The sequence below is a fragment of the Rhizobium sp. BK181 genome (assembly GCF_014193305.1).
Lineage (GTDB): Bacteria > Pseudomonadota > Alphaproteobacteria > Rhizobiales > Rhizobiaceae > Rhizobium.
Genome location: NZ_JACHZA010000002.1, coordinates 50,325 through 73,675 on the forward strand (window position 1 = coordinate 50,325; position 23,351 = coordinate 73,675).

Consider the following 23,351-nt stretch of genomic DNA (forward strand, 5'->3'; position numbering starts at 1 on the left):
CGTCGGTCGGCTATCAGCGCCCCATCCGTTGCCCCAGGATTGCTTCATGTCGCTCGATCGCTTCGCTCCCGCCATCTTTGTCCTGCTCTGGTCGACCGGCTGGGTCGTAGCGAAATATGCTGCTATCCATTCGGAGCCCTTCACCTTTCTTGCCGTACGCTATGCGCTGTCGGGGCTGGCATTCCTGGGGCTTTGCCTCGCCATGCGCGCCGCATGGCCGGGCAGGGCGGTCGCCTTTAGGGCGGTCTACTCGGGCCTTTTCCTGCACGGCTTCTATCTGGCTGGCCTCTGGTGGGCGATTGCCAACGGCGTGCCGGCCGGCATATCGGGCATTATCGCTGCGCTGCAGCCGCTGTTGACGGCGATGGCCGCACCGCTGCTTGTCGGCGAGCGGTTGCAGGGAATCCAGAAGGCAGGGCTAGTGCTTGGTTTCCTCGGCATTGCGATTGCGATATCGCCGAAGCTCCTCGATCCGGCGACGGCCGATCTGGCGCATGCCGCCGTGCCGCTGGCAATCAACCTCATGGCCATGGGCTCCGTCACCTACGGGACGCTTTATCAGAAGAAGCGTTTGCAGACCGGCAACCTCCTGCCGATCGCCACGCTGCAATATGTCGGTGCGCTGATCGTCACGTTGCCGCTGATGCTTACATTCGAGCGCATGCATTTCGACGGATCGGCACAGGCCATCGCGGCGCTCACCTGGTCGGTCTTCGGGCTGTCGATGGGCGGCGTTGGGCTGCTACTCTATCTCATCCGCCGCGGTCAGGTGTCGCGGGCGGCATCGCTCATCTATCTGATGCCGCCGACGGTGGCGCTCGAGGCCTTCATTGCCTTCGGTGAGCCGCTGACGCTTCCGCTGATCCTCGGCACCATCGTCGTCGTGACGGGCGTCTATTTGACAAACCGACCAGCGAAGGTCGCTCCACACGATACGACCGAGCTGCAGCGGGCCTAGGTAGCCTCGCCTGAAAAGGCGATAAGGTTTCCATCGGGGTCCTGCACGATGCAGGTGCGGGCGCCCCATGGCTCGGCCCGCAGAGGCTGATGGAATGGGGCGCCGGCGGCCTGATATTCCAGGAACAACTGCTTCGGATCATCGATCGTCAACGTTGCAGAGAGGGCGTCGACTTCTCGCGCTCTGAAGCCTGTGTCGAAGACAGGCGCGCCGACCTTTCGCAGGTTCAGGCGTGCGCCGTCGCGAAACACCTGGGCATAAAATGGCGGCTCTCCGTATTGGAAAGCCACTTCAAAACCCAGTTTCCGAACATAGAACTGGCATGAAACGTTGATATCAGAGACGAAGAGTTGCGGCTCCGCGGAGAGGACGAACGGACGTCTGTTGTCCGATGCTGTCGATTTCGTCACGGTTTCGATCCCTTTGATCAGTGCGGGCCAATCCGCAAAGCCATGCTTTCGGGCAACAAGCTCCTGTGCGTCGCTGAGCTTGAAGTCGGCGTCCAATATCTCTCGATCGCTTTGATCCCGATATCTCGGCAGGATCCACCTGATCTGGGCCGCAACGGGATAGTACCGTTCGCGATGCCATCGCAGGTACGACTTGGCTTGTTTTCTGAGGTTTTCGATATTTGGCATGGGCGCGCGGCCTACGTTTGACTTTGTCGTACGTAGGCGGGCAATGCCCCTCCGGCCCGAAGCCGACGCGCCCTACAGCAGCACCAACATGCTAATGCAGCGGGCCGATTGCCACAAGGCAGGATTGTGAGATCGCTTTGGCGCGGTGAGACGCGTATTGCAAAGGGCGGGATTTCTCCCGCCCTTTCTTTAGAATTAGGCGCGTTCGCGACGCTGGCCGTTGCCACCGCGCGACGGACCGCCGCGACGGTTGCCGCTATTGCCTTCGCGACGCTCGCCGCCACCGTGAGCCTGCGCACCACGATCTTCGCCGTGCTTGCGGGCCGGGCGACCGTGCGCATTGCGGGCGCCACCGCCGGGATGATGCCGGTTCTCGCCGTTGGCATGGTTGCCATGCTGCGGGCGCTGCGGCTTGCGGGCCGGACGGAAGTCCGACGTTGCCGCCAGATCGTTGTCGGGGCCTGACGTCATCGGCGTAGCCTCGCCACGGCGCTGGCCGCGGAAGTCTTCATTGCGCTGGGTCTGGCGCTCCGGACGGGGACGACGCTCGCGGCGCTCCTCGTTGTTGGCGCGGACTTCGTCACCGGCTTCAGGGCGCGGGCGACGCTCCGGGCGGCCACCTGCACGATGGCCTTCGCCACGACGCTCGCCGCCACGGTTCTCACCACCACGGTTCTCACCACCGCGACCCTGGCCGCGATTGCCGCCATTGCCGTTGCCGCGACGGGGAGTCGCGTTCATGTTGGCAGGCGCGTCACCGCTTGCGACCGCGATGTTGATGTTCATCAGGCGTTCGATATCCCGCAGGAGGCGGGTTTCATCCGGTGCGCAGAAGGCGATCGCGATACCGTCGCGGCCGGCGCGGGCGGTACGGCCGATGCGGTGGACATAGGCGTCCGGTACTTCCGGCAGATCGTAGTTGTAGACGTGGCTGACAGCAGGGATGTCGATGCCGCGGGCCGCGACGTCGGTTGCGATCAGCGTCTTGACGTCGCCGTCACGGAAGGCCTTGAGGGCGCGCTCGCGCTGGCCCTGGCTCTTGTTGCCATGGATGGAGGTGACGGAATAGCCGACGTGGTCGAGGTGCTTCATCAGCTTCTCCGCGCCGTGCTTGGTGCGCAGGAAGACGATGGCGCGTCCGTCAGGGTTTTCGGTGAGCGACTTCTTCAGGAGGTCCGTCTTGTCATTCTTGCCGTTGACGAAGTGAACATACTGTTCGACCTTGTCGGCGGCCTTGCCCGGAGGCGTCACTTCGACGGTGACCGGGTCCGTCAGGTATTCGCCGGCGAGATCGGCGATCGACTTCGGCATGGTTGCCGAAAACAGCATCGTCTGGCGCTTCTTCGGCACCATCTTGGCGATCTTGCGCAGGTCGTGCACGAAGCCGAGGTCGAGCATCTGGTCGGCCTCGTCGAGAACGAGGTAGCGTACGGCGGTCAGGCCGATGGCTCGGCGGGCGACGAGGTCAAGTAGGCGGCCGGGCGTGGCAACGAGGATGTCGGTGCCCTTTTCAAGCTGCAGCTGCTGCTTGTTGATCGAGACGCCGCCGACAACGACGTTGATGCGCAGGTGCGATTTGCGCAGGAAGTTCTTCAGGTTCTGGGCGATCTGGTTCACCAGTTCGCGGGTCGGGGCGAGGATCAGCGTACGGGTTGTCCGGTTGTCCGGACGCCGCTCTTCAGGGATGATCTTTTCGATGATCGGCAGGCCGAAGGCGGCCGTCTTGCCGGTGCCGGTCTGGGCAAGGCCGATAAGGTCGCGGCCTTCGAGTAGAAGCGGGATCGCCTTTTCCTGAATGGGGGTCGGCGTTTCGATGCCGAGCTGGAAAAGTGTGGCGACGATCGGCTTGGAGATGCCAAGCGATTCAAAATTGGTCAAGTCATAACCTTTTTAGGGCGCGCCAAAAAAATCGGCCGGGTCGCAAAATGCGGCCCGGTGTCATTCTGGCGTCAAGAACCCCGCGTGAAGTGGGAACTTGTCTTGTTGGAAAAAGCTTTCCAGCGCTTCTGCCGCGTCTTGGGGTGCGGTCTATTCGAAATGCGCTTTTGCCCTTCTTCCTGCATCCTATTTACTGGCAGGGGCACGCTCACGCGGCGGCCGGAAGGTGAAAGCTGGCCTGCATTTGGTCTAGTTCAGGGGAAAAGTCAAGGGGACCTACTGATGGATCATCAGCAAAAGGGGGCGGTGACGCCCCCAGCCCAGTGCGGATATCAGTAGCAGACCCTTGTCCTGTAGGCTTCGCCCCAGCCGCTGCGACGCCATTCGATATGGCAGCGCGGCGCGTAGTAGGACCGCGAGTAATAGGGCCGGTAATAGCTCCGATAGTAAGGCCTATAGTACGGGCGGTAGTAGGGCCTGTACCCACCATAATATGTCCCGTATGCGTAATTGGGCCGATAATACGGTCTGTAATAGCCGCCGCCGTAGTAAGGTCCGGGGTAGTAGCCGCCGCCGTAATACGGGTAGGGGCGTGCAACTTGCGACAACAGGATGCCGCCGACGGCTCCAGCGGCGACGCCGCCCCAGAAGTCGCTGTTGGCGTTTGCAGGCGCTGCCGGGATGACGGGCGCACTCGCCAGGGTCAATGCCATGAAGCCCGCCGCCATGCTTTTATGAAGTACGGACATGATCGTCTCCTTTCGTAGACGAAGCCTATTCTCGAAGCCGTCAGGCGAAACCGTTCGGGTATACGGGCCAACTGAACGAGTTCCTCGTAGAAACGAGTGAAACTATACCACAGTTCCGAGATGTTTGCTTGCCCCGTCCGCATCGGCGGACGATGGCGATCGATGACCGGGTTTGGAAAGCTTGCGACCTATTCTCCGCCGCCGGGGAATCATGGTTAATGCGTTGTTAAAGAGGGTTCGTCTATTGTCGTTCGATGAACAAGCCACTCTTGACCGGGGAACAGTGTTGACGGCGGACGGGGACCTTCTCGAACTGGCCTGCCGCCGGATCGCGGATCTGGATTGCCCGGCCTACGTCAAGAACAGCGAGCTGCGCTATGTGGCAGTCAACGAGGCTTATGCGTCCTTCTTCGGAAAGGCGATCTCCGATTTCATCGGTCGCCGCAGCCGCGAACTTATCGAAACACCGGAAGAGGAGACTCGCGAGGACAAGGAGAGGCGCGCTCTCGTCTTCGCAAGCGAGGAAAGCGCTGTTTGTTTCGACGCTGGCGGCGTCGAGCACCGGCGTGCGCGGATCGAGAGCTTCTCGCCGTCCGAAGGCCGCGTTTATGTCCTAGGCATCTTCGAAAGGAAGGTTCCACGCAACAATGGCGACCCGTCGATCGCCATTCCGACACCATTGGCATCCGAGGTAGCACGCAGCCAGGCTCTGGCCGAGGACCTGCAAAGCATTCTCCGCGCTCTTCCTGTCGGCGTCATGATCCTCGACGACGCGCGTGACGTTCTCTACGCCAACGACGAGTTCTACGAGGTCTGGGATCTGCCGCGCGACGACCGATTCGACGGCTGGGCCTTCATCGACGTCATCCGTCGCAACCACCAGCTCGGACGGTACGGTGACAGGCTGACGCCGGAGCAGATTTTTGCCCGACGCGAGGCACATTTTGTCGCTGCGGAACAAGAGCAGCCGGTGGAGCTCGGCTGGGTCAATGGCAAGCGGGTTCTCTTCGAGGGGCGCCGGCTTTCCAACGGCCGCGTGCTGCTGTCCTATGCCGATGTCACTGCTGTCCGTCAGCGCGAGAAAGAAATCCATGAGACGCGGGCGGCTCTCGCGCGTCTCGGTGACTTGATGGATGACGCGACGCGAGCGATGTCGCAGGGTCTTTTGATTGTTCAGGACGGCACTATCCTACTCGCCAGCGACCCGCTCAGCGACATCCTTGCCATCCCGCCGGAATACCTTGCCGTTGGCCGGGGATGGATCGATCTCTTCCAATTCTGCGCCAAACGAGGAGATTTCCATGGTCAGGAGGACGAGATCCTTACCGGTTGGCGCGACAACATCGCCGCCAAGAAGCCGATCTCAACACCGTTCCATATCGCCGGAGAGCGGTGGGTCAACCTGGACGCTACCATCAGCGAGCGGCAGCATTGGATCGCACTGTTCACCGACGTCACCGAAGCGAAGCAGCGCGAGGCGGAACTCAAGCGTCTGCTGTCGCGTGCTGAGGCCGCCGATCGCGTCAAGTCGGAGTTCCTCGCCAACATGAGCCATGAAATCCGCACGCCGATGAACGGCGTTCTCGGCATGGCTGAATTGCTGGCGAAGACCGATCTCGATACCCGTCAGAAAACCTTTGTCGACATCATCGTCAAATCGGGCAATGCGCTGGTGACGATCATCAATGATATTCTCGACTTCTCGAAGATCGATGCGGGGCAGATGACCCTCCGGCGCACGACGTTCGATTTGGTCGAGGCGATCGAGGACGTCGCGACCCTCCTGTCGTCGCCGGCCGCGGAAAAAAACATCGAGCTGTTGGTTCGCGCGGCCCCCGATTTGCCTTCCGCAGTGATTGGCGATGCGGGCCGGTTCCGCCAGATCATCACCAATCTCGTCGGCAACGCAGTGAAATTCACCGAGCGCGGCCACGTTCTGGTGGACGTAGGCTTCACACCGGGCGCTGAAGACGAAATCATGGCGTGTGTTCGGATCGAGGATACCGGCATTGGTATTCGGCGCGATAAGCTGGAGTCCATTTTCGACAAGTTCTCGCAGATTGACTCATCCTCGACACGACGCCACGAAGGAACCGGACTTGGACTTGCGATCACCGCGGGGCTGGTCGACCTGTTCGGCGGCTATCTCGAAGTGGACAGTCAGCCGGGGGAGGGTTCGGTCTTTACGGTGAACCTGCCGTTCGTCGTTGCTGCGGCGCGACCGGTTGCCAAACCACTGCCTGTGAATGTCAGGGGCGCGCGCGTCCTCCTCGTCGACGACAACACTGTCAACCGCCAGATATTGACCGAGCAATTGGCTCTGTGGGGTTTCGATGGCGCGGCTGCCGAGGATGGTCCAGGGGCATTTGCCATCCTCGATATGGCGGATGAGCTTGGCATCGAGATCGATGCGATCGTGCTCGACTATCAGATCCCCGGTATGAACGGTGCTGAGATCGCGCGAAAGCTGCGTGCCGACAGCCGCTTCGAACGTCTGTCGATCATCTTTCTGACCTCGATGGACATTTCCGGTACAGAGAAAGAGTTCGCGGCCCTTAGCGGCCAAGCCTATCTGATGAAACCGGCGCGGGCCAATGTCCTGCGGAACACAATCGTCGACGTCGTTCGCGCAAGCAGAATGAAGAAGACCGCGACGGCGGCCGTTTCGCCTGCGAGTCAGGAGATCGCTACGTCCATGCCTCCTGTGGCGGAAGGAAGAACGCCGGCGGACTTCATCGACGTGCTGGTCGCGGAAGACAATGAAGTGAACCAGATTGTCTTCACGCAGATATTGCAGGAAACCGGCCTCAGCTTTCTTGTCGTAAGCAACGGCCGAGAGGCCGTCGAGGCCTGGGGCCGCCATAGGCCGCGGATTATCATGATGGATGTTTCGATGCCCGTGATGAACGGCCATGATGCGACGCGCGCGATACGCGAAAGAGAGCGCGGAAATGGCCATCGCGTGCCGATCATCGGGGTCACGGCGCATGCGCTGGACGCCGACCGCGAGCGTTGTATCGAGGCAGGCATGGATGACTACATGTCGAAGCCGATCAGCCCTGAGTTGCTCCAGGAGAAATTGGAATTGTGGCTGGGGAGGAACGAGCAAGAGGTAGGCTCGGCGGGCTACTCTAGGATTTGACGCCGCAGAGCATCTCGCGCTTTCCGGCGAAGCCGCTGCGGCGTTCCACCGTGAAGCCCGCCGCGATCAGGTTGCGCCGGACAAAGCCGGCGGCGGCATAGGTCGCAAAGGTTCCGTTGGTCTTTGTCTTTTCACAGACGAGGTTCATCAATTCCACGGACCACATGTCGGCATTGCGCGAGGGGGCGAAGCCGTCGAGGTACCAGGCATCAAAGCCTGCCTGGGCAGTTCCAACCCCTTCGAGAGCGCGACCGCAGACGACGCTGAGTGATGTTTGGTCATCCAGCCGCAAGGAGATCGTTGCCGTTGGTGTTTCCGGCCAAGCCGCGGCCAAGGCCAGCCGTTCGGCATCTATTTCGGCCCAATGCGAAAGCGCACGGTCGATTTCCACCCGCCGCATTGGGTAGAGCTCGAACGACATGAAGTGGAGCTGCTGCCCAGTGAGCCGGTGGAGTTTCCACTGCCGCCATGTCTCGGCAAAGTTCAGACCCGTGCCAAAACCGAGTTCGCCGATCAGGAAATGGCTTTGGTCCTGCCAACGTTGCGGCAGGCCGTTGCCGGCGAGGAAGACGTGTCCACACTCCAGCCGGCCGTCTGTCTGGCAATAAAAGTGGTCGCCAAAGGCCGGTGAATAGGGCATATCGCCGTCGCGCCACTCAAGCGGTTGATGGGCGCCAGCACTTAGTTCGGGATCCGTATCTGTCATGCCACAAGCCGATAGTCCGGCATCGTCTTCCGGTCAATCATCGACTGCGCTGCTGATCGTCGGCGGCGGGATTATCGGGCTATGGGCTGCGATTCATGCGGAACGCTTGGGCATTGATGCCATGCTCGTCGAAACTGGTCGGCTTGGCCAAGGCGCCAGTGGCGGCCTGCTCGGGGCGCTGATGCCGCATATGCCGGACAAATGGAATGCCAAGAAGCAGTTTCAGTTCGATTCCCTTGTTTCATTGGAAGCAGAGATCGCGGCGCTAGAACAGCAGACCGGCCTTTCCGCCGGCTACCGGCGCTCGGGGCGCCTCATTCCGCTGCCGAAGCCGCATCTGCGCGAAATCGCGCTTGGCCATTCCCGGGACGCGGAAGCGCGCTGGATAGCTGGGGAGCGGCATTTCCACTGGCATGTGCTCGACAGGCCTCCCCAGGAGACCTGGGTCGATGCAGCGGCTGGCGAAAGCGGATTTGTCTATGACACGCTTGCCGCCAGAGTTGCCCCACGCTCGCTCATCGCGGTCCTGGCGGCCGCGTTGCGCGATGCGCGGCATGTGCGGATCGTCGAACAGCTTGCGCTTGATGATCTCGATCTTGACCGCAACGTTGCGATGACTACCAGAGGTGAGATTGCTTTCGGCCATTGCATTGTCGCAGCCGGCCATCACTCCTTTCCGGTGCTGGAGCGCCATTCCCACGGTCTTGCGAAGCCACTTGGCCAGCCAGTCAAAGGGCAGGCGGCGTTGTTCAAAGTCGATGTGGATCCCTCCATGCCGACGATTTTTCGTGATGGATTGTATGTCGTTGCGCACGAGGGCGGTCACGTCGCGGTCGGCAGCACGAGCGAGAATCGCTTCGACGAGCCGTTCTCGACCGATGGACAGCTTGATGGGTTGCTTGAAGCAGCTGGACAACTGGTGCCGGCATTGCAAGGAGCGCCTGTGCTTGAACGGTGGGCCGGCTTGCGGCCCAAGGCGATCGATCGCGATCCGATGATCGGCGTACACCCCGACCACGGTAGTCTGATCGCACTAACTGGCGGCTTCAAGGTCAGCTTCGGCCTGGCGCACCGTCTTGCGGCGGCTGCCGTCCATTTCGCGGCCGGCATGCAGCCGCCCTTTGCGCTGCCTGAAAGCTTCCTGCTTGCCCATCACATTCATGTGGCTTCACGCTAAACGTGAATTAGCATTTCCTGCCTTTCGTTAATCTGTCACGCAAATCACCTATCAGCTAGCGCAATCGCCGCGCCGACGGAGGAGATTTGATGCGCTATGCCATTTGCTTTACGCCCGCTGCGAGCGACCCGCTCTCGCATGTGGCTGCAAATTGGTTGGGTCGGAACGTGTTTTCCGGCGAGATGGTTGAGCCAACCGCGATTCGCGGCCTGAGCATTCACGAAATCGCCTTCCATACGGCGATGCCGCGCCGCTATGGCTTTCAAGGTGTTCTGAAGGCCCCCTTCCGCCTGGCAGCAGATGTGACAGAGGCGCAACTTCTGCGTGATCTTATGCGCTTCTGCGGCACGCTGACGCCGTTTCATATCAATAGGCTGGAGGTGGCGCGGCTCGGTTCATTCTACAGTCTCGCTCCATCGCTGCCCTGCGAGCACGTCCACTATCTTGCCTCTTCCGTTGTCCAGCAGTTTGACCGCTTCCGCGCGCCGCTGAGTGAAGCGGAGATCGAGCGGACGGATCCGGGCGGTCTGTCGGCGGCGCAGTTCACCAATCTGCACCGCTGGGGAAGCCCCTATGTGATGGACGAGTTTCGGTTTCACATGCCGCTGACCGGCCCTGTCAGTCATTGCGATATCCCACGGGTCGAGCACGCGCTTCGCAACGTTTTCGAGCCAGTGCTTGTCGATCCCGTCAAGGTCGCCAACGTTGCCTTGATGATCGAAGAGGGGAATGGCGGACCGTTTCGGGTGCATTCGTTGCACCCGATGGGCAAAGTCAGCGCCCGGAGGGATCGTGTTCCGGCGCTTGCCTAAGGCTTTGTGCCGCAAAGGCAAAACTCTGTTGCGTACTTTCCGTCTCGACATTCCGTCTCCGGATGCTACCGTTTCGCCGACGTTCAGGAAGGTGATTTCATGGTATCCGAGACTTATCCGCGCAATCTCGTCGGCTATGGACGCAATACGCCCGATCCGAAGTGGCCGGGCGATGCGCGTGTGGCAGTCCAGTTTGTCATCAACTACGAGGAGGGCGGTGAAAGCTGCATTCTCGATGGCGATCCGGCCTCTGAAAATTTGTTGTCGGAAATCGTCGGCGCCGCCGCTTGGCCGAGCCAGCGCAACCTGAACATGGAATCGATCTATGAGTATGGCTCGCGCGCCGGTTTTTGGCGCCTGTGGCGGATGTTCACGGAACTCAAGATTCAGGCAACCGTCTATGGCGTAACACTTGCCATGGCCCGCAACCCGGAGGCGGTCGCGGCCATGAAGGAGGCTGGCTGGGAAATCGCCAGCCACGGGTACCGCTGGCTGGAATACAAGGATTTCCAGGAAGACGTCGAGCGCAAGCATATCCAGGAAGCCGTGCGCCTGCACACGGAGCTGACCGGCGAGCGCCCCTACGGCATGTATCAAGGCAAGCCCTCCGACAACACGCTGCGCCTCGTCATGGAGGAGGGCGGTTTTCTTTACTCCTCCGACTCTTATGCCGACGACCTGCCGTTCTGGGTGAAAGGTGCCGATGACGAGCCGTTCCTGATCATCCCTTATACGCTCGAGACCAATGACATGCGTTTCGCCACGCCCCAGGGCTTCAACTCGGGCGATCAGTTCTTCACCTACCTCAAGGATGCCTTCGATACGCTCTATGAAGAAGGCAAGGCCGGCAGCCCGAAGATGATGTCCGTCGGCCTGCATTGCCGCCTCGTTGGTCGTCCTGGCCGCGCTGCGGCGCTGAAGCGCTTCATGGAGTATGTGCTGAAGCACGATAAGGTGTGGATCCCCCGGCGTCTCGAGATCGCGCAACATTGGCATGCCCACCACAAGCCGGAGACGATCTGATGCTTTCGCGTGACGAGTTCGTATCGCGTTACGGCGGTGTTTTTGAACATTCGCCATTCATTGCCGAGCGTGCCTATGATGATGGCTTCGTCGGTGACGAATTGACGGTTGATCGTGTCCACACGGCGCTCGTTGCCATCTTCCGGGCGGCCAGCCCAGAGGAGCGGCTGGGAGTGCTGCGTGCCCATCCCGATCTTGCAGGACGCCTCGCAATCGCAGGTGAATTGACCGAGGACAGCAAGAAGGAGCAGGCGGGCGCCGGGCTCGACCGGCTGAATGCGCAGGAGCACGACCGTTTCACCGAGCTCAATGCCGCGTATGTTGAGAAGTTCGGCTTTCCGTTCATCATTGCGGTGAAGGGCTTGAACAAGGACGATATTCTGGCGGCGTTCGAAAAGCGCATCGGCAATACGAGCGACGAGGAATTTGAAACGGCCACCGCTCAAGTCGAGCGTATCGCGTTCCTGCGGCTGGAAACTATGCTACCGGGACGCTGACGCAAGATTCCTGGTGCTTTTCTCTTTTGCATCCGTGACTTATAGTCGCGTCATGAAACCTTCGGAAGTGCTGGAGAAGAACAGGCAGGCGATCCGCGAAGCCACGAAGCGCTTCAACGCGGCGAACCCGCGTGTCTTCGGTTCGGTCGCGCGCGGCGAAGATCGGGCTGATAGCGATCTGGATATTCTGGTGGACGCGCTACCCGGCAGTACATTGTTAACGTTAGGCGGCTTACAGGATGCCTTGGAACAGATGATGCTCGGCAAATCCATCCATCTGTTGACGCCCGGCGACTTTCCCGAAGCCGTGCGGATGCGTGTCCTTTCTGAAGCGAAGCCGATATGAGCGTGGAGCGAATTCCCTATCTGCTGGAGCGCATGCGGCAAGCCGCGACCGATGCCCAGCTCATGATCGATGGTGTCAACAAGGAAGAGTTCCTAGCGAGTGTTATCCTTCAGCGGGCAGTTGGAATGAGCCTCCTGATGGCTTCGGAGATCGCTTCGCAACTGATAAAGATCCATCCCGAGTTTACGCTGGAACACCCGGAGTTTCCTTGGGGTGCGATGCGCGGGATGCGCAGTCGTATTGCACACGGCTATTTCGACATCGACCTCGACAAGGTTTGGGCTACGGCGAAAGACGACGTTCCAGATCTGCTCAATAGGCTTGACCTCGTGCGCAATTGGCGCGCCGAAGGCGAATAACGACATGCCTCAATTCCTCGACATCCTTCCCCTGACCAAATCCGCCTTTGCGCCGTTCGGTGATGTGATCGAAGCCGATCCGGCGACGATGCGTTATATCAACAACGGCACGACGGAACGTTTCCATGCGCTCGCGGCCGCCGAAGCAGTCGGCGAGGGCGCGCGCGTCATCATCAATCTCTTTCGTGGTCAGCCGCGGGCGTTTCCGTATGAGATCGGCATGATGGAGCGGCATCCGTTCGGCAGTCAGAGCTTTTCGCCGATCTCGGGTCGGCCCTATCTCGTCGTCGCCTCTGAGGACGAGGGCGGAAGGCCCGGTCGTCCCCGCGTATTCCTCGCGCGTGGCGATCAGGGCGTGAACTATCGCCGCAACGTCTGGCACCATCCGTTGATGTCGCTTGGTGCTGCCAGCGATTTCCTCGTTGTCGACCGCGACGGCCCCGGCAATAATCTGGAAGAGTACGCTTTCGAAGCCCCTTACATCATCAGCGAGCCGAGCCTATGACCGGACTGACAACCCATGTTCTCGATACTGCGTCCGGCAAGCCAGCAGAGGGATTACGGATCGATCTCTTCCAGATGGATGGCGATTTTCGCCACCACATCAAGACCGTGCGGACCAATTCCGACGGCCGCGTCGACGGCGGCCCGATCCTGGTTGGCGATGGCTTCAAGGTCGGAACCTACGAATTGCACTTCCACGCCGGCGACTATTTGCGCGGGATGGGCGTCGCGTTGCCGCACCCGGCGTTTCTGGATCTCGTGCCCATCCGCTTCGGCATCGCCGACCTCAGCGCGCATTATCATGTGCCACTGCTAATCTCGCCCTACGGCTATTCCACCTATCGCGGCAGCTGACCATGCGGTTTGCGGCGATCGCGGACGCGGCACCACCTCGCTCTGGAGGCGAACGCCCGCCCGGGTTGGCCAGGCGCGCTTGTGACGGGCTGGTTGCCGTAGTAGCTCGTTCTTACTGACGGCCGAGCAGGATGGACGAGTTGACCTCGTTGATGTCGCGCTTGCCGCAGAGTGCCATGGTGATGTCCATCTCCTTGCGGAGGATGCCAAGCGCCAGCGTCACGCCTTCCTTGCCCATGGCGCCGAGGCCATAGAGGAAGGGGCGGCCGATATAGGTGCCCTTGGCGCCGAGGGCGATTGCCTTCAGCACGTCCTGGCCGGAGCGGATGCCGCCGTCCAAGTGGACCTCGATCTTGTGGCCGACGGCATCGACGATCGGCTCCAGCATGCTGATCGAAGAGGGGGCGCCGTCGAGCTGGCGACCACCGTGGTTGGAGACGATGATCGCGTCGGCACCGGTCTCGGCTGCAGCCTTGGCGTCCTCGACGTCACAGATGCCCTTGATGATCAGCGGACCGCCCCATTGTTCCTTGATCCAGGCAACGTCGGCCCAGGAGAGCTGCGGATCGAACTGCTCGGCCGTCCACGAGGCGAGCGAGGAAAGATCGGAGACGTTCTTCGCGTGGCCGACGATGTTGCCGAAGGTGCGGCGCTTCGTCTGCAGCATGTCCAGGCACCAGAAGGGGCGTGTTGCCATCTGCCAAATATGCTTTGGCGTAAACTTCGGCGGCGCGGAGAGGCCGTTTCGCAGGTCCTTGTGGCGCTGGCCGAGGATCTGCAGGTCGGCGGTCAGCACGAGGGCCGAGCACTTCGCCGCCTTGGCGCGGTTGATCAGGTTGAGCACGAAATCCTTGTCGCGCATCACGTAGAGCTGGAACCAGAAGGGTCTGGTCGTGACGGACGCGACATCCTCGATCGAGCAAATGCTCATCGTCGACAGGGTGAACGGAACGCCCGCGTCTTCCGCTGCACGAGCGGCCAACATCTCGCCGTCAGCATGTTGCATGCCTGTCAAACCTGTGGGCGCAAGGGCGACGGGCATCGACACCTTCTGGCCGATCATCGTCGTCTCCAGCGTGCGGTTCGTCATGTCGACAAGTACGCGTTGGCGCAGCTTGATCTTGGCAAAATCGCTCTCGTTCGCCTGGTACGTCGACTCCGTCCAAGCGCCGGAATCCGCATAGTCGAAAAACATCTTCGGGACGCGGCGCTGGGCGAGGGTTTTCAGGTCGGCGATCGTGAGAGGCGTGGCCATGGATAAGACTTTCACATCTGAATAACGCCATGGCCCTTAACATGATTTCCGCGGCTTTGTGTATCTCTTTCCTCGTCTATGGAACAAGAATCAAGCTGCCTGCGGCACGCCCCGCTTCGAGGAATTGCTGGGCTTCTGCTGCCTCCTCCAGCGCGTATTCGCGGGCGATCGTTGCGGTGATGCCTGATGCCAGCATTTTGACCACGATCTCGGCCGCCGTCAGGTAAGCCGAAGTGTCCGTGATGTAAGCCATGATGCTTGGATGCGTCAGCGATTTTCCGGGGCGAAGCGCGTCGACGGCGACAGGCGGGATCGGCCCACCCGCCTGTCCGATCGTCGCCACGACGCCGAACGGACGGACGGATGCTATGGATTTTGCAAGCATGCCGGCGCCGATGCCGTCATAGGCGACATCGGCGCCGCCATTGTCGGTGAGCGCCTCGACCGCGGCGACGAGATCGGCATCGCGACCGACGATCAGATGGTCCGTGCCGTAGCCGCGGGCGAGATCGGCCTTCTCCTCCGAGCTTACGGTTCCGATGACGGTGGCGCCGAGATGTTTTGCCCAACGCACGAGAATACTTCCAAGCCCGCCGGCGGCGGCGTGGATGAGGATGGTGGTTCCCGGCCCGACGCGATAGGTCTTCGTCAGCAGCATGTAGGCGGTCAACCCCTTCAGCATGGACGCGGCCACGACCTTTGAAGGCAGGTTATCGGGCAGGCGGACGGCGCGTGCCGCCGGCAGGAGGCGTGTTGCGGCATAGGCGCCGACGGGTGCACCGGCATAGGCAACGCGGTCGCCGGGCTTCAGGTCGGTGACTGCGCTGCCCACCGCTTCGATCGTGCCGGCGCCTTCGACGCCGAGGATAGCGGGATAGGCCGGCAAGGCGTAGAGCCCACGCCGGTGGTAGATATCTAGGAAGTTCATGCCGATTGCGTCGTGGCGGATGCAGATCTCGTCTGCAGCGGGCGTCTGGGGCGCCTGTTCCGAAACCTGCAGTTGTTCGATGCCGCCAGGGGCGAGAAGCGTAACGACCTTGTCCATGGGTACTCTCCGATTGCTGTTGTCGGCATTATCGCGCATGGTGTTGTGATCGAAAATTCCCTATTACCTCTCATTGATTGGGAAAAATTGAACAATGATCGATTGGGAAAGCCTTCGCTATTTTGGGGCGCTCGCTCGCGCCGGGACGTTGCTCGGGGCGGCTCGTGACCTTGGCGTGGAGCATGCAACCGTCGCCCGTCGGGTTGCCGGGCTTGAGGAGCAGATGGGTGTGAAGCTGGTCGACCGCCGAGGTCGCCGCATCGTGCTGACGCCGGAGGGCGAGCGGGTCGCCGGGATGGCAGAGCGAATGGGGCTGGAGGCGCAGGCCGTCGAGCGGCTGGGGCTTGCCGCAGGTGCGACGCTAGCTGGGGAGGTCCGGATCAGCGCGCCACCGACCCTTGCGGCGGCAATGCTGCCGGCAGGGCTGGTCGCCTTGCGGGTCCGGCATCCGGACATCGGCATCACCATCGTCGGCGAGACGCGCTACGCCTCGCTCGACAGGCGGGAGGCGGATATTGCGGTTCGCATGACGAAGCCGGAGCAAGGCAATTTCGTCATCAACAAGCTCGGAGATATCGGCTTCGGCTTCTATGCCACCGCTGATTATCTGGCCGCCACGTCGGAGGCGCAGAGAACCTTCATTGCCTATGACGAAACGATGGCGAGCGCACCGCAGTCGATCCGGCTTGCCGAGGCAACCGACGGGAGGAAGGTGGCGCTAAGGGCCACGACGCTGGAATTTCAGCTGGCGGCGGCGTGCGCCGGCGGTGGCATCGCCATGCTGCCGAATTTCATGCTCGCTGGTGTCGATGGTCTCATCGAGGCGATCCCGCAGCCGCAGCCTCTGACGCGGGAGCTGTGGCTGGTCGTGCACGCGGATATCCGCAACGTGCCGGTCATCCGGGTTGTGATGGACGCCTTGAAATCGATCGCGTGGTCAAGTTAGCAGCTGCGCGCATGTCGCGGGTAAAGGTGGTCAGTGGTGAGAGGCGGCCAGATGCGGCCGCCTTCAATGTCAATATTCCTGCCTGGTCGGCCTGAACAGGATCTCGTTGACGTCGACATCCTCCGGTTGGCTCATGGCGAATGCCACCATGCTCGCGAAAAAATCGGCCGGGATCGCCATTTCGTAGACCTTGCGGACGCGCTCGGCGACGTCAGGTTCGGTGATGCTGTCGGGCAGTTCGGTGGCAACGGCGCCCGGCGAGATGATCGTCGTGCGGATGTTGTAGGGCTTTACCTCCTGCCGCAATCCCTCCGAAATCACACGCACGCCATGCTTGGTCGCGGCATAAACGGCGCCACCCGGATTGACCTTGTGGCCGGCGACGGACGAGACGTTGATGATTTGACCGCTCCTCTGCTCCTTCATATAGGGCAGCGCCGCAGCAATGCCGTAGAGCACGCCCTTGAGGTTGACGTCGATCATCCGATCCCAATCCTCGACCTTGCCGCGCTCCAGCGGAGAGTGCGGCATCAGGCCGGCATTGTTGATGATGACATCGATGCGGCCATGCAGCCGAACGGCGTGGTCGACCAAGCGTCTGACCTGGTCGACCTTGGTTACGTCGGTCTCGACCACGGCATCCGAGGCGAGGCCGAGTTCACCAGCGATCGCATTCAGCCGGTCGAGACGCCGGGCGCCGAGAACGAGTTTGGCACCGTCCCTTGCCAGGCGCCGGGCCGCAGCTTCGCCAAGGCCACTGCTTGCGCCGGTGATCACGACGACCTTGTTCTTGATACCGTCAGTCATGGCAGATCCTTTCCCTTCGCTTCGACGCCGCTCAGCGGTCGACCCTTGCCTGGAGATGTGCCGGATAGCGGTCGCCCTCGACCTTGATGTCGGCGAGCGCGGTTTCGATGGCTGCAAGATCGTCACCCGTCAGCTGCACGGCTGCGGCGCCGATGTTCTCTTCCAGACGGTGCATCTTTGTCGTGCCCGGGATCGGAACGATCCAGGGCTTGCGAGCCAGCAGCCAGGCAAGCGCGATCTGTGCCGACGTCGCGCCCTTGTCGCGGGCGATCTCGCCGAGGCGATCGACGAGCGCCTGATTGGCCTTGCGAGCTTCGGCGGAAAAGCGCGGAACGACGTTGCGGAAGTCCTTGCTGTCGAAGGTGGTCGCCTCGTTGATCGCGCCGGTCAGGAAGCCCTTGCCGAGCGGGCTGAAAGGAACGAAGCCGATGCCTAGCTCCTCGAGCGTCGGGAGGATGTCCTGTTCCGGCTCGCGCCACCACAGCGAATATTCGCTCTGCAGGGCGGCGACCGGCTGCACCGCATGCGCGCGGCGGATCGTTCTGGCGCCCGCTTCGGAAAGGCCGAAATGCTTGACCTTGCCTTCGCTGATGAGATCCTTGACCGTGCCGGCGACGTCCTCGATCGGCACGTCAGGATCGACGCGGTGCTGGTAGAAGAGGTCGATCACGTCGGTATTGAGGCGCTTCAGTGCCGCGTCGGCAACCTCCCTGATATGGGCGGGACGGCTGTTCATGCCGCTCTGGCCGCCATCGGGCCCGAAGTTGAAGCCGAACTTGGTGGCGATCACGACCTTGTCGCGGAACGGCGCAAGCGCCTCGCCAAGCAGGGTTTCGTTCTTGTAGGGGCCGTAGGCTTCCGCGGTGTCGAAGAAGGTAACGCCGCGTTCGAAGGCGGCGCGGATCAATTTGATCGCGTCTGCGGTGTCGGTTGCCGGGCCGTAGCCGTAGCTCAAGCCCATGCATCCGAGGCCGAGGGCGGATACTTCGAGGCCGCTTTTTCCGAGTGTGCGCTTTTGCATGGAGTTTCCTTTCCTAGCCCTGGTATTGTTCATCGCTGACCTTTTCCATCCAGTCGACCACCTTGCCGTCGAGGGCTTCGGCGATCGCGATGTGGGTCACGGCAGTTGTTGCGGATGCACCGTGCCAGTGCTTCTCGCCCGGTTCGAACCAGATGATGTCGCCTGCACGGATGTCTTCGACAGGTCCGCCGTCACGCTGTGCGCGACCGGCGCCGGAGAGGACGATCAGCGTCTGGCCGAGCGGATGGGTGTGCCAGGCAGTGCGCGCGCCGGGCTCGAAGGTCACTGTTGCGCCGCTGACGCGCGCCGGTGCCGTCCCCTCGAATCGTGCATCGATGCGGACCGTTCCGGTGAAATAATCCGCCGGTCCCTTGGCGGATGGATCGGAGCCGTTTCGCTTGATTTTCATCTTTCGTCCTTTCGTGAGCTCAGGAGCGTGCCGCTCGGCTGACGTTCGGAAGAAGATCTAGTGCGGATGCTTTCCTGCGATTAGATGGTATAAACGGCATAAGCTTATGAGTGAGATTCATGAATGACGCGACAATCGATCAATGACCTCATCGCCTTTCTGGCCGTGGCCCGGGAGAGAAGCTTCACGAAGGCCGCGGCCAAGCTCGGGGTGTCGCAATCGGCGCTCAGCCATACGATCCGTGGCCTCGAAACACGCCTCGGTCTTCGGCTGCTGACGCGCACGACGCGCAGCGTGTCGCCGACCGAGGCAGGTGAGCGACTGCTGGGATCGATCGGGCCGCGTTTCGACGAGATCGAGAGTGAACTGGCGGCACTCAGCGAATTTCGCGAGAAGCCGGCGGGTACGATCCGCATCACGGCGGGCGAGCACGCCGCCGACTCCGTGCTCTGGCCGGCGCTGGAGAAGCTGCTGCCTGATTATCCAGATGTCAATGTCGAGATCATCGTCGACTATGGGCTGACCGATATTGTCGCCGAGCGTTACGATGCTGGCGTTCGGCTGGGCGAGCAGGTCGCGAAGGACATGATCGCCGTGCGCATCGGGCCTGATATGCGGATGGCTGTTGTCGGAGCGCCTGCCTATTTCGAGCGGCGGCCGAAGCCGCAGACGCCTGCCGATCTCACCGACCATAACTGCATCAACCTTCGCCTGCCGACCTATGGCGGGGTATACGCCTGGGAGTTCGAGAAGGACGAACGCGAAGTGAAGGTGCGCGTTGAAGGGCAATTGGTGTTCAACAACGCGCAGCTACGGCTGAATGCAGCGCTTTCGGGGCTTGGTCTGGCGTACGTGCCTGAGGCGCTGGTGCAACAGCCTCTGTCCGATAGGCGGCTCATTCGCGTGCTTGATGACTGGTGCACGCCTTTCCCCGGATATCATCTCTATTATCCGAGCCGCCGGCAGACGTCTCCAGCCTTCGCCCTGCTGGTCAATGCGCTTCGCTATCGAGGGTGAGACGCGCGGAATCCGCCCCCTGGTACGGCCAGATGCCAACCCCGACGGGCAAATCTCAGATCGCGCTCTTGGCCGCAACACCAGCCACGTACGTTTCCACGATCGCGCGGTCGTCGCCCATGGTTTGCAGCAGGAAGAGTTCCTCCGGCAGCGTCTTCACGACTTCCATCTTCAGCGCCATGGCGGGCGTCGCGGCGGCGTTGAGGACGACGATATCGGCGTCGGAGCCAACATCGAGCGTGCCGATCCGGTCGGCAAGCGACAGCGACCGGGCGTTGCCAAGCGTCATGTGGTAGTAACTTTCCAGCGGGTTGAGGCGTTCGCCGAGCAGCTGCTGGATCTTGTAGGCCTCGTCCATGGTGCGCAGCATCGAATAGCTGGAGCCGCCGCCGATATCGGTGGCGACGCCGATGCGCACCGGCTTGTCGCGGCGTGCGAGCGCCTTCAACGGGAAGAGACCGGAGCCGAGGAAGAGGTTCGATGTCGGGCAGTGCACCGCGACCGACCCTGCTTCGCTCATCGCATCGGCCTCGCGATCCGAGAGGTGAATGCAGTGGCCGAAGAGCGTCTTGTCGCCGAGCAAGCCGTAGCGGGCATAGATATCGGTGTAGTCTATGGCCTCGGGATAGAGCTCGCAGGTGAACTTGATCTCGTCGTGGTTCTCGGAGAGATGCGTCTGGATGTGCAGGTCAGGAAACTCGCGGGCGAGCGCCTGGGTGGCTTCCATCTGCGCCCGCGTCGACGTGATGGCGAAGCGCGGGGTGATGGCGACGTGGTTGCGGCCTTTGCCGTGCCATTCGGCGATGATCTGGCGGGTCTCGTCGTAGCCCATCTGTGGGGTGTCGAGCAGACCCTGCGGGGCATTGCGATCCATCATCACCTTGCCGCCGACCATGCGCATGTTACGCTTCAGCGCTTCGGCGAAGAAGGCGTCGGCGGAGGTCTTGTGGACCGAGCAGTAGGCAACGGCTGTCGTCGTGCCGTGGCGCACGAGTTCGTCGTAGAAATGCCCGGCGATCCGCCGAGCATGCGTGCTTTCGACGAAGCGGCATTCTTCAGGGAAGGTGTAGGTGTTTAGCCATTCCAGCAGGTTTGCCGCGTAGGAGGCGATCACCTGCATCTGCGGGAAATGCAGGTGCATGTCGATGAAGCCGGGCGTGATCAGGTGGGGGCGATGATCGATGGTCGCCACGTCGGCCGGGGCTTGCGCGCTGACCTGGTCATAGGTGCCGCAGGCAACGATCAGGCCATCCTTGATCAGCAGGGCGCCATCGCTTTCGTAGAGATAGCTACCGCTATCGCCAAGATCTTGAGGTGCGCGCAGGAAGGAGAGGAGGCGGCCGCGAAGAAGGGTGTGTGTCATGGCTTTCTACCTCTCGAATGCATCAGGGCGCCGGCTGGGCGGCGATGGCCGCCGGTGTGGCGGCGCAGCCGTACATGGTCTTGTCTCCGAATGCCAGAACTGCGTTGAGTGGGTAGTGACGGTCAGACATCCCGTCCGAGCAAGCCCCCTTGGTTAGTGTCAGCCTGAGGGGAGCAGGTCCGCCGGCGATTGTCCAGGTGGCGCTATCCTTCTCGATTGCCGGGCCGGAGTTGGCGCTCTTGATGTCCTCCACACCCGGGCGGCTGACGGTGATGCCGTCGGCGCGTATCTTGATCGCCCAGAAGGGCTCAGTGCCGAGGGCGTTGAGGTCGCCGTCAAAATCCCCTGTGGCTGCTGCCGGACTGCCCTTCGCCGTAGTCGCGTCTGCGCCGCTCTGGCCGCAAGCGGTCAGGGTGGAGGCGAGGAGCATGACGCGAAGGGCGGCTGACATCATTCCTGCTTGCCTTCGACTGCGCTTTCAAACCAGGCGACCAACAGCTTGCGTTCGTCCGGGGTGATGTCGGTCACGTTGCCGGGTGGCATGGCGTGGCTGCGGCCTGCCTGTATATAGATCTCGCGCGCATGAGCGGCAATTTCCGCATCGGTTTCCAGAACGACATCCTTCGGCGGTCGCGCCAGCCCCTCATAGACAGGCTCGGCGGCATGGCACATGGAACAGCGCGTGCCGACAAGCTGCTTGACTGCGGGGAAATGCGCGTCGCCGGCGAATTGCTGGAACGCGGAAGCGACGGCCTGGGCGTCTTTCTCGCCTGTCAGCACCTTCGGCACCGTCGACAGCCACATGATCAGGATGAAAAGGATGACGGTCACGATCCAGGTCCAGGTCGGACGGCCCTTGCGGGCATGCGTCGTGTTGAACCAGTGGCGGATGGTCACGCCCATCAGGAAAACAAGAGCTGCTATTACCCAGTTATAGGCGGTGCCGAAAGCCAGCGGATAATGGTTCGACAGCATGAAGAAGATGACAGGCAGCGTCAGATAGTTGTTATGAAGCGAACGCTGCTTGGCGATCGCGCCATACTTCGCATCGGGCGTGCGCCCCGCGATCAGGTCGGCGACGACGATCTTCTGGTTCGGGATGATGATCATGAAGACGTTGGCCGACATGATCGTCGCCGTGAAGGCGCCGAGATGCAGGAAGGCGGCGCGGCCGGTGAAGAGCTGCGTATAGCCCCAGCCCATGAAGACGATCACGGCGTAGAGCACCGCCATCAGGCCCCAGGTGTTCTTGCCGAGCGGCGATTTGCACAAGAGATCGTAGACGATCCAGCCGACGGCGAGCGAGGCAAGCGAGATCAGGATCGCCACAGGCGCGCTGATGTCGAGCACATGGCGGTCGATGAGGAAGAGGTCGGCACCGCCATAGTAGACGATGCAGAGCATCAGGAAGCCGGAGAGCCAGGTGAAATAGCTCTCGTACTTGAACCAGGTCAGGTGTTCCGGCATCTGCGCCGGGGCCACGAGATACTTCTGGATGTGGTAGAAGCCGCCACCGTGCACCTGCCACTCCTCGCCATAGGCTCCGGGCGGAAGGTGCGGCCGTTTTACCAACCCGAGGTCGAGCGCAATAAAATAAAAGGACGAGCCGATCCAGGCAATCGCGGTAATGACGTGGAACCAGCGGGCCGCAAAGGCCAGCCATTCCCACGCGATGGCATATTCATACATTGAGTTCCCCTGTACTTCCCTCGACTCATCACATTGCAGAAAGTGGCGTCCCGAGGAAAGGGGATAAGCGTCGGTTGAGCATCAACAGTAAGCGGGCCAGCATCCCTCGCAGTAACGAACTTGTGAAAATGCCCCGTTCGGACCAGGTACACACGCAAAGCTCGCGGCGTTCGAAGCTCCGACTGCTTGCTCGGCGTTCAGGGGGTCTCCCGCCATTCTCGCCGTGCTCGGTTGCGCCTAGAGACCCAAACAGCACTCGGCACCCGTCGCTTTCAGCGGCTTGAGGCAGGCATCGGGCCGCTGTCCTGCTCCCGGATCGGGGCGAAGGGCCAAGCTTGATCGGCATTGTAATATGCAAACCATATCAAGGCCCTTGGATTGGCCGCTGAGATGGCAAGCCGATCGGGCTCTTTCGCCCCCAAAGCCTTTTTCGGGAACAGGTGTTCCCGCGCTCCGAGCAGGAGCGCGTCAAAAAGAATAGGTGGCAAGCCAAGATGTCGACGCTTTTGCATCGGATGCTCTCCTGATGGTCGTGATCGGGTCGATCACGAAGCGTGCTTGCGGGCCGCCGTTCGCAAGCACGCGGAATGGTAAAGCGCGGTTCAAAGTGCGTGTGTCGACGCCGCTTTGCAGCATGGAAAGTGGCTTGAAATGTC

24 protein-coding genes are annotated in these 23,351 nt (G+C 61.5%); 12 read left to right on the forward strand and 12 right to left on the reverse strand.

What is annotated here, in order from left to right; all coding sequences use genetic code 11:
* The first annotated feature begins 46 nt into the window (after positions 1-46).
* Positions 47-958, forward strand: coding sequence for a DMT family transporter (locus tag FHT77_RS07695; protein ID WP_183754001.1), 912 nt, complete (start codon positions 47-49; stop codon positions 956-958).
* Here FHT77_RS07695 and FHT77_RS07700 read toward each other — a convergent pair.
* The 3 genes from FHT77_RS07700 to FHT77_RS07710 form a co-directional block, all read right to left on the reverse strand.
* Positions 955-1,596 (reverse strand): bleomycin resistance protein, encoded by a 642-nt coding sequence (locus FHT77_RS07700; protein ID WP_183754003.1) that lies wholly within the window; start codon positions 1,594-1,596, stop codon positions 955-957. The two genes, FHT77_RS07695 and FHT77_RS07700, sit on opposite strands and share 4 nt — an antisense overlap.
* Before the next feature lie 195 nt (positions 1,597-1,791).
* On the reverse strand, positions 1,792-3,474 hold the full coding sequence (locus FHT77_RS07705; RefSeq protein ID WP_183754005.1) for a DEAD/DEAH box helicase: 1,683 nt from the start codon (positions 3,472-3,474) through the stop codon (positions 1,792-1,794).
* A 332-nt stretch (positions 3,475-3,806) separates the two neighbouring features.
* Entirely contained in the window at positions 3,807-4,223 is a 417-nt protein-coding gene (locus tag FHT77_RS07710) for a hypothetical protein (RefSeq protein WP_183754006.1), read from the reverse strand.
* Between the two features lie 286 nt (positions 4,224-4,509).
* Between FHT77_RS07710 and FHT77_RS07715 the strand changes: the two genes are divergently transcribed.
* Positions 4,510-7,365 carry a response regulator gene (locus FHT77_RS07715; RefSeq protein WP_183754008.1) on the forward strand — a complete coding sequence of 952 codons (2,856 nt, stop codon included), beginning with the start codon at positions 4,510-4,512 and terminating at the stop codon, positions 7,363-7,365.
* Here the strand turns inward: FHT77_RS07715 and mnmD are convergent.
* Positions 7,355-8,071 (reverse strand): tRNA (5-methylaminomethyl-2-thiouridine)(34)-methyltransferase MnmD, encoded by a 717-nt coding sequence (gene mnmD, locus FHT77_RS07720; protein WP_183754010.1) that lies wholly within the window; start codon positions 8,069-8,071, stop codon positions 7,355-7,357. The two genes, FHT77_RS07715 and mnmD, sit on opposite strands and share 11 nt — an antisense overlap.
* Here mnmD and FHT77_RS07725 point away from each other — a divergent pair.
* The 8 genes from FHT77_RS07725 to uraH all read left to right on the forward strand — a co-directional run bounded on the left by FHT77_RS07725 (position 8,070) and on the right by uraH (position 13,143).
* Entirely contained in the window at positions 8,070-9,248 is a 1,179-nt protein-coding gene (locus FHT77_RS07725; RefSeq protein WP_183754012.1) for an FAD-binding oxidoreductase, read from the forward strand. The genes mnmD and FHT77_RS07725 overlap by 2 nt on opposite strands.
* Before the next feature lie 89 nt (positions 9,249-9,337).
* A complete protein-coding gene (locus FHT77_RS07730) occupies positions 9,338-10,060 on the forward strand; it encodes a DUF1045 domain-containing protein (protein WP_183754014.1) in 723 nt (240 codons plus the stop codon).
* A gap of 99 nt (positions 10,061-10,159) precedes the next feature.
* Positions 10,160-11,083 carry an allantoinase PuuE gene (gene puuE / locus FHT77_RS07735; protein WP_183754016.1) on the forward strand — a complete coding sequence of 308 codons (924 nt, stop codon included), beginning with the start codon at positions 10,160-10,162 and terminating at the stop codon, positions 11,081-11,083.
* Positions 11,083-11,580 (forward strand): 2-oxo-4-hydroxy-4-carboxy-5-ureidoimidazoline decarboxylase, encoded by a 498-nt coding sequence (uraD, locus tag FHT77_RS07740; protein WP_183754017.1) that lies wholly within the window; start codon positions 11,083-11,085, stop codon positions 11,578-11,580. Before puuE ends, uraD begins: the two co-directional genes overlap by 1 nt.
* Before the next feature lie 52 nt (positions 11,581-11,632).
* Positions 11,633-11,926 (forward strand): nucleotidyltransferase family protein, encoded by a 294-nt coding sequence (locus FHT77_RS07745; RefSeq protein WP_183754020.1) that lies wholly within the window; start codon positions 11,633-11,635, stop codon positions 11,924-11,926.
* Positions 11,923-12,285: a DUF86 domain-containing protein gene (locus FHT77_RS07750; RefSeq protein ID WP_183754022.1), complete on the forward strand. Its 363-nt coding sequence runs from the start codon at positions 11,923-11,925 to the stop codon at positions 12,283-12,285. The genes FHT77_RS07745 and FHT77_RS07750 overlap by 4 nt, the downstream gene beginning before the upstream one ends.
* Positions 12,286-12,289: 4 nt before the next feature.
* The gene (locus FHT77_RS07755) at positions 12,290-12,790 is read left to right on the forward strand and encodes an ureidoglycolate lyase (protein WP_183754024.1); all 501 of its coding nucleotides are present in this window, start codon (positions 12,290-12,292) and stop codon (positions 12,788-12,790) included.
* The gene (gene uraH, locus FHT77_RS07760) at positions 12,787-13,143 is read left to right on the forward strand and encodes a hydroxyisourate hydrolase (RefSeq protein ID WP_183754028.1); all 357 of its coding nucleotides are present in this window, start codon (positions 12,787-12,789) and stop codon (positions 13,141-13,143) included. The genes FHT77_RS07755 and uraH overlap by 4 nt, the downstream gene beginning before the upstream one ends.
* 112 nt (positions 13,144-13,255) lie before the next feature.
* Here the strand turns inward: uraH and FHT77_RS07765 are convergent, their stop codons facing one another.
* Positions 13,256-14,398 carry an alpha-hydroxy acid oxidase gene (locus FHT77_RS07765; RefSeq protein WP_183754029.1) on the reverse strand — a complete coding sequence of 381 codons (1,143 nt, stop codon included), beginning with the start codon at positions 14,396-14,398 and terminating at the stop codon, positions 13,256-13,258.
* 76 nt (positions 14,399-14,474) lie between these two features.
* Positions 14,475-15,443 carry a quinone oxidoreductase gene (locus FHT77_RS07770; protein ID WP_183754030.1) on the reverse strand — a complete coding sequence of 323 codons (969 nt, stop codon included), beginning with the start codon at positions 15,441-15,443 and terminating at the stop codon, positions 14,475-14,477.
* Positions 15,444-15,537: 94 nt separating this feature from the next.
* Here FHT77_RS07770 and FHT77_RS07775 point away from each other — a divergent pair, with 94 nt between their 5' ends.
* The gene (locus tag FHT77_RS07775) at positions 15,538-16,389 is read left to right on the forward strand and encodes a LysR family transcriptional regulator (protein WP_183754031.1); all 852 of its coding nucleotides are present in this window, start codon (positions 15,538-15,540) and stop codon (positions 16,387-16,389) included.
* Positions 16,390-16,458: 69 nt separating this feature from the next.
* Here FHT77_RS07775 and FHT77_RS07780 read toward each other — a convergent pair whose 3' ends face one another.
* The 3 genes from FHT77_RS07780 to FHT77_RS07790 are packed head-to-tail and all read right to left on the reverse strand — an operon-like array spanning position 16,459 to position 18,626.
* Entirely contained in the window at positions 16,459-17,196 is a 738-nt protein-coding gene (locus FHT77_RS07780) for an SDR family oxidoreductase (RefSeq protein WP_183754032.1), read from the reverse strand.
* A gap of 31 nt (positions 17,197-17,227) precedes the next feature.
* Positions 17,228-18,217: an aldo/keto reductase gene (locus FHT77_RS07785; protein WP_183754033.1), complete on the reverse strand. Its 990-nt coding sequence runs from the start codon at positions 18,215-18,217 to the stop codon at positions 17,228-17,230.
* A gap of 13 nt (positions 18,218-18,230) precedes the next feature.
* The gene (locus FHT77_RS07790) at positions 18,231-18,626 is read right to left on the reverse strand and encodes a cupin domain-containing protein (protein WP_183754034.1); all 396 of its coding nucleotides are present in this window, start codon (positions 18,624-18,626) and stop codon (positions 18,231-18,233) included.
* A gap of 123 nt (positions 18,627-18,749) precedes the next feature.
* Between FHT77_RS07790 and FHT77_RS07795 the strand changes: the two genes are divergently transcribed.
* Positions 18,750-19,643, forward strand: a complete 894-nt coding sequence (locus FHT77_RS07795) for a LysR family transcriptional regulator (RefSeq protein ID WP_183754035.1) — start codon at positions 18,750-18,752, stop codon at positions 19,641-19,643.
* A gap of 55 nt (positions 19,644-19,698) precedes the next feature.
* On the opposite strand, the gene guaD is transcribed toward FHT77_RS07795, so the two are convergent.
* Genes guaD through puuD form a run of 3 tightly spaced genes read right to left on the reverse strand, consistent with a single transcriptional unit; the run spans position 19,699 to position 22,695 of the window.
* The gene (guaD, locus tag FHT77_RS07800) at positions 19,699-21,006 is read right to left on the reverse strand and encodes a guanine deaminase (protein WP_183754036.1); all 1,308 of its coding nucleotides are present in this window, start codon (positions 21,004-21,006) and stop codon (positions 19,699-19,701) included.
* Between the two features lie 22 nt (positions 21,007-21,028).
* Positions 21,029-21,460: a COG3650 family protein gene (locus FHT77_RS07805; RefSeq protein WP_183754037.1), complete on the reverse strand. Its 432-nt coding sequence runs from the start codon at positions 21,458-21,460 to the stop codon at positions 21,029-21,031.
* Positions 21,457-22,695, reverse strand: coding sequence for a urate hydroxylase PuuD (puuD, locus tag FHT77_RS07810; RefSeq protein ID WP_183754044.1), 1,239 nt, complete (start codon positions 22,693-22,695; stop codon positions 21,457-21,459). The genes FHT77_RS07805 and puuD overlap by 4 nt, the downstream gene beginning before the upstream one ends.
* Between the last annotated feature and the right edge of the window lie 656 nt (positions 22,696-23,351).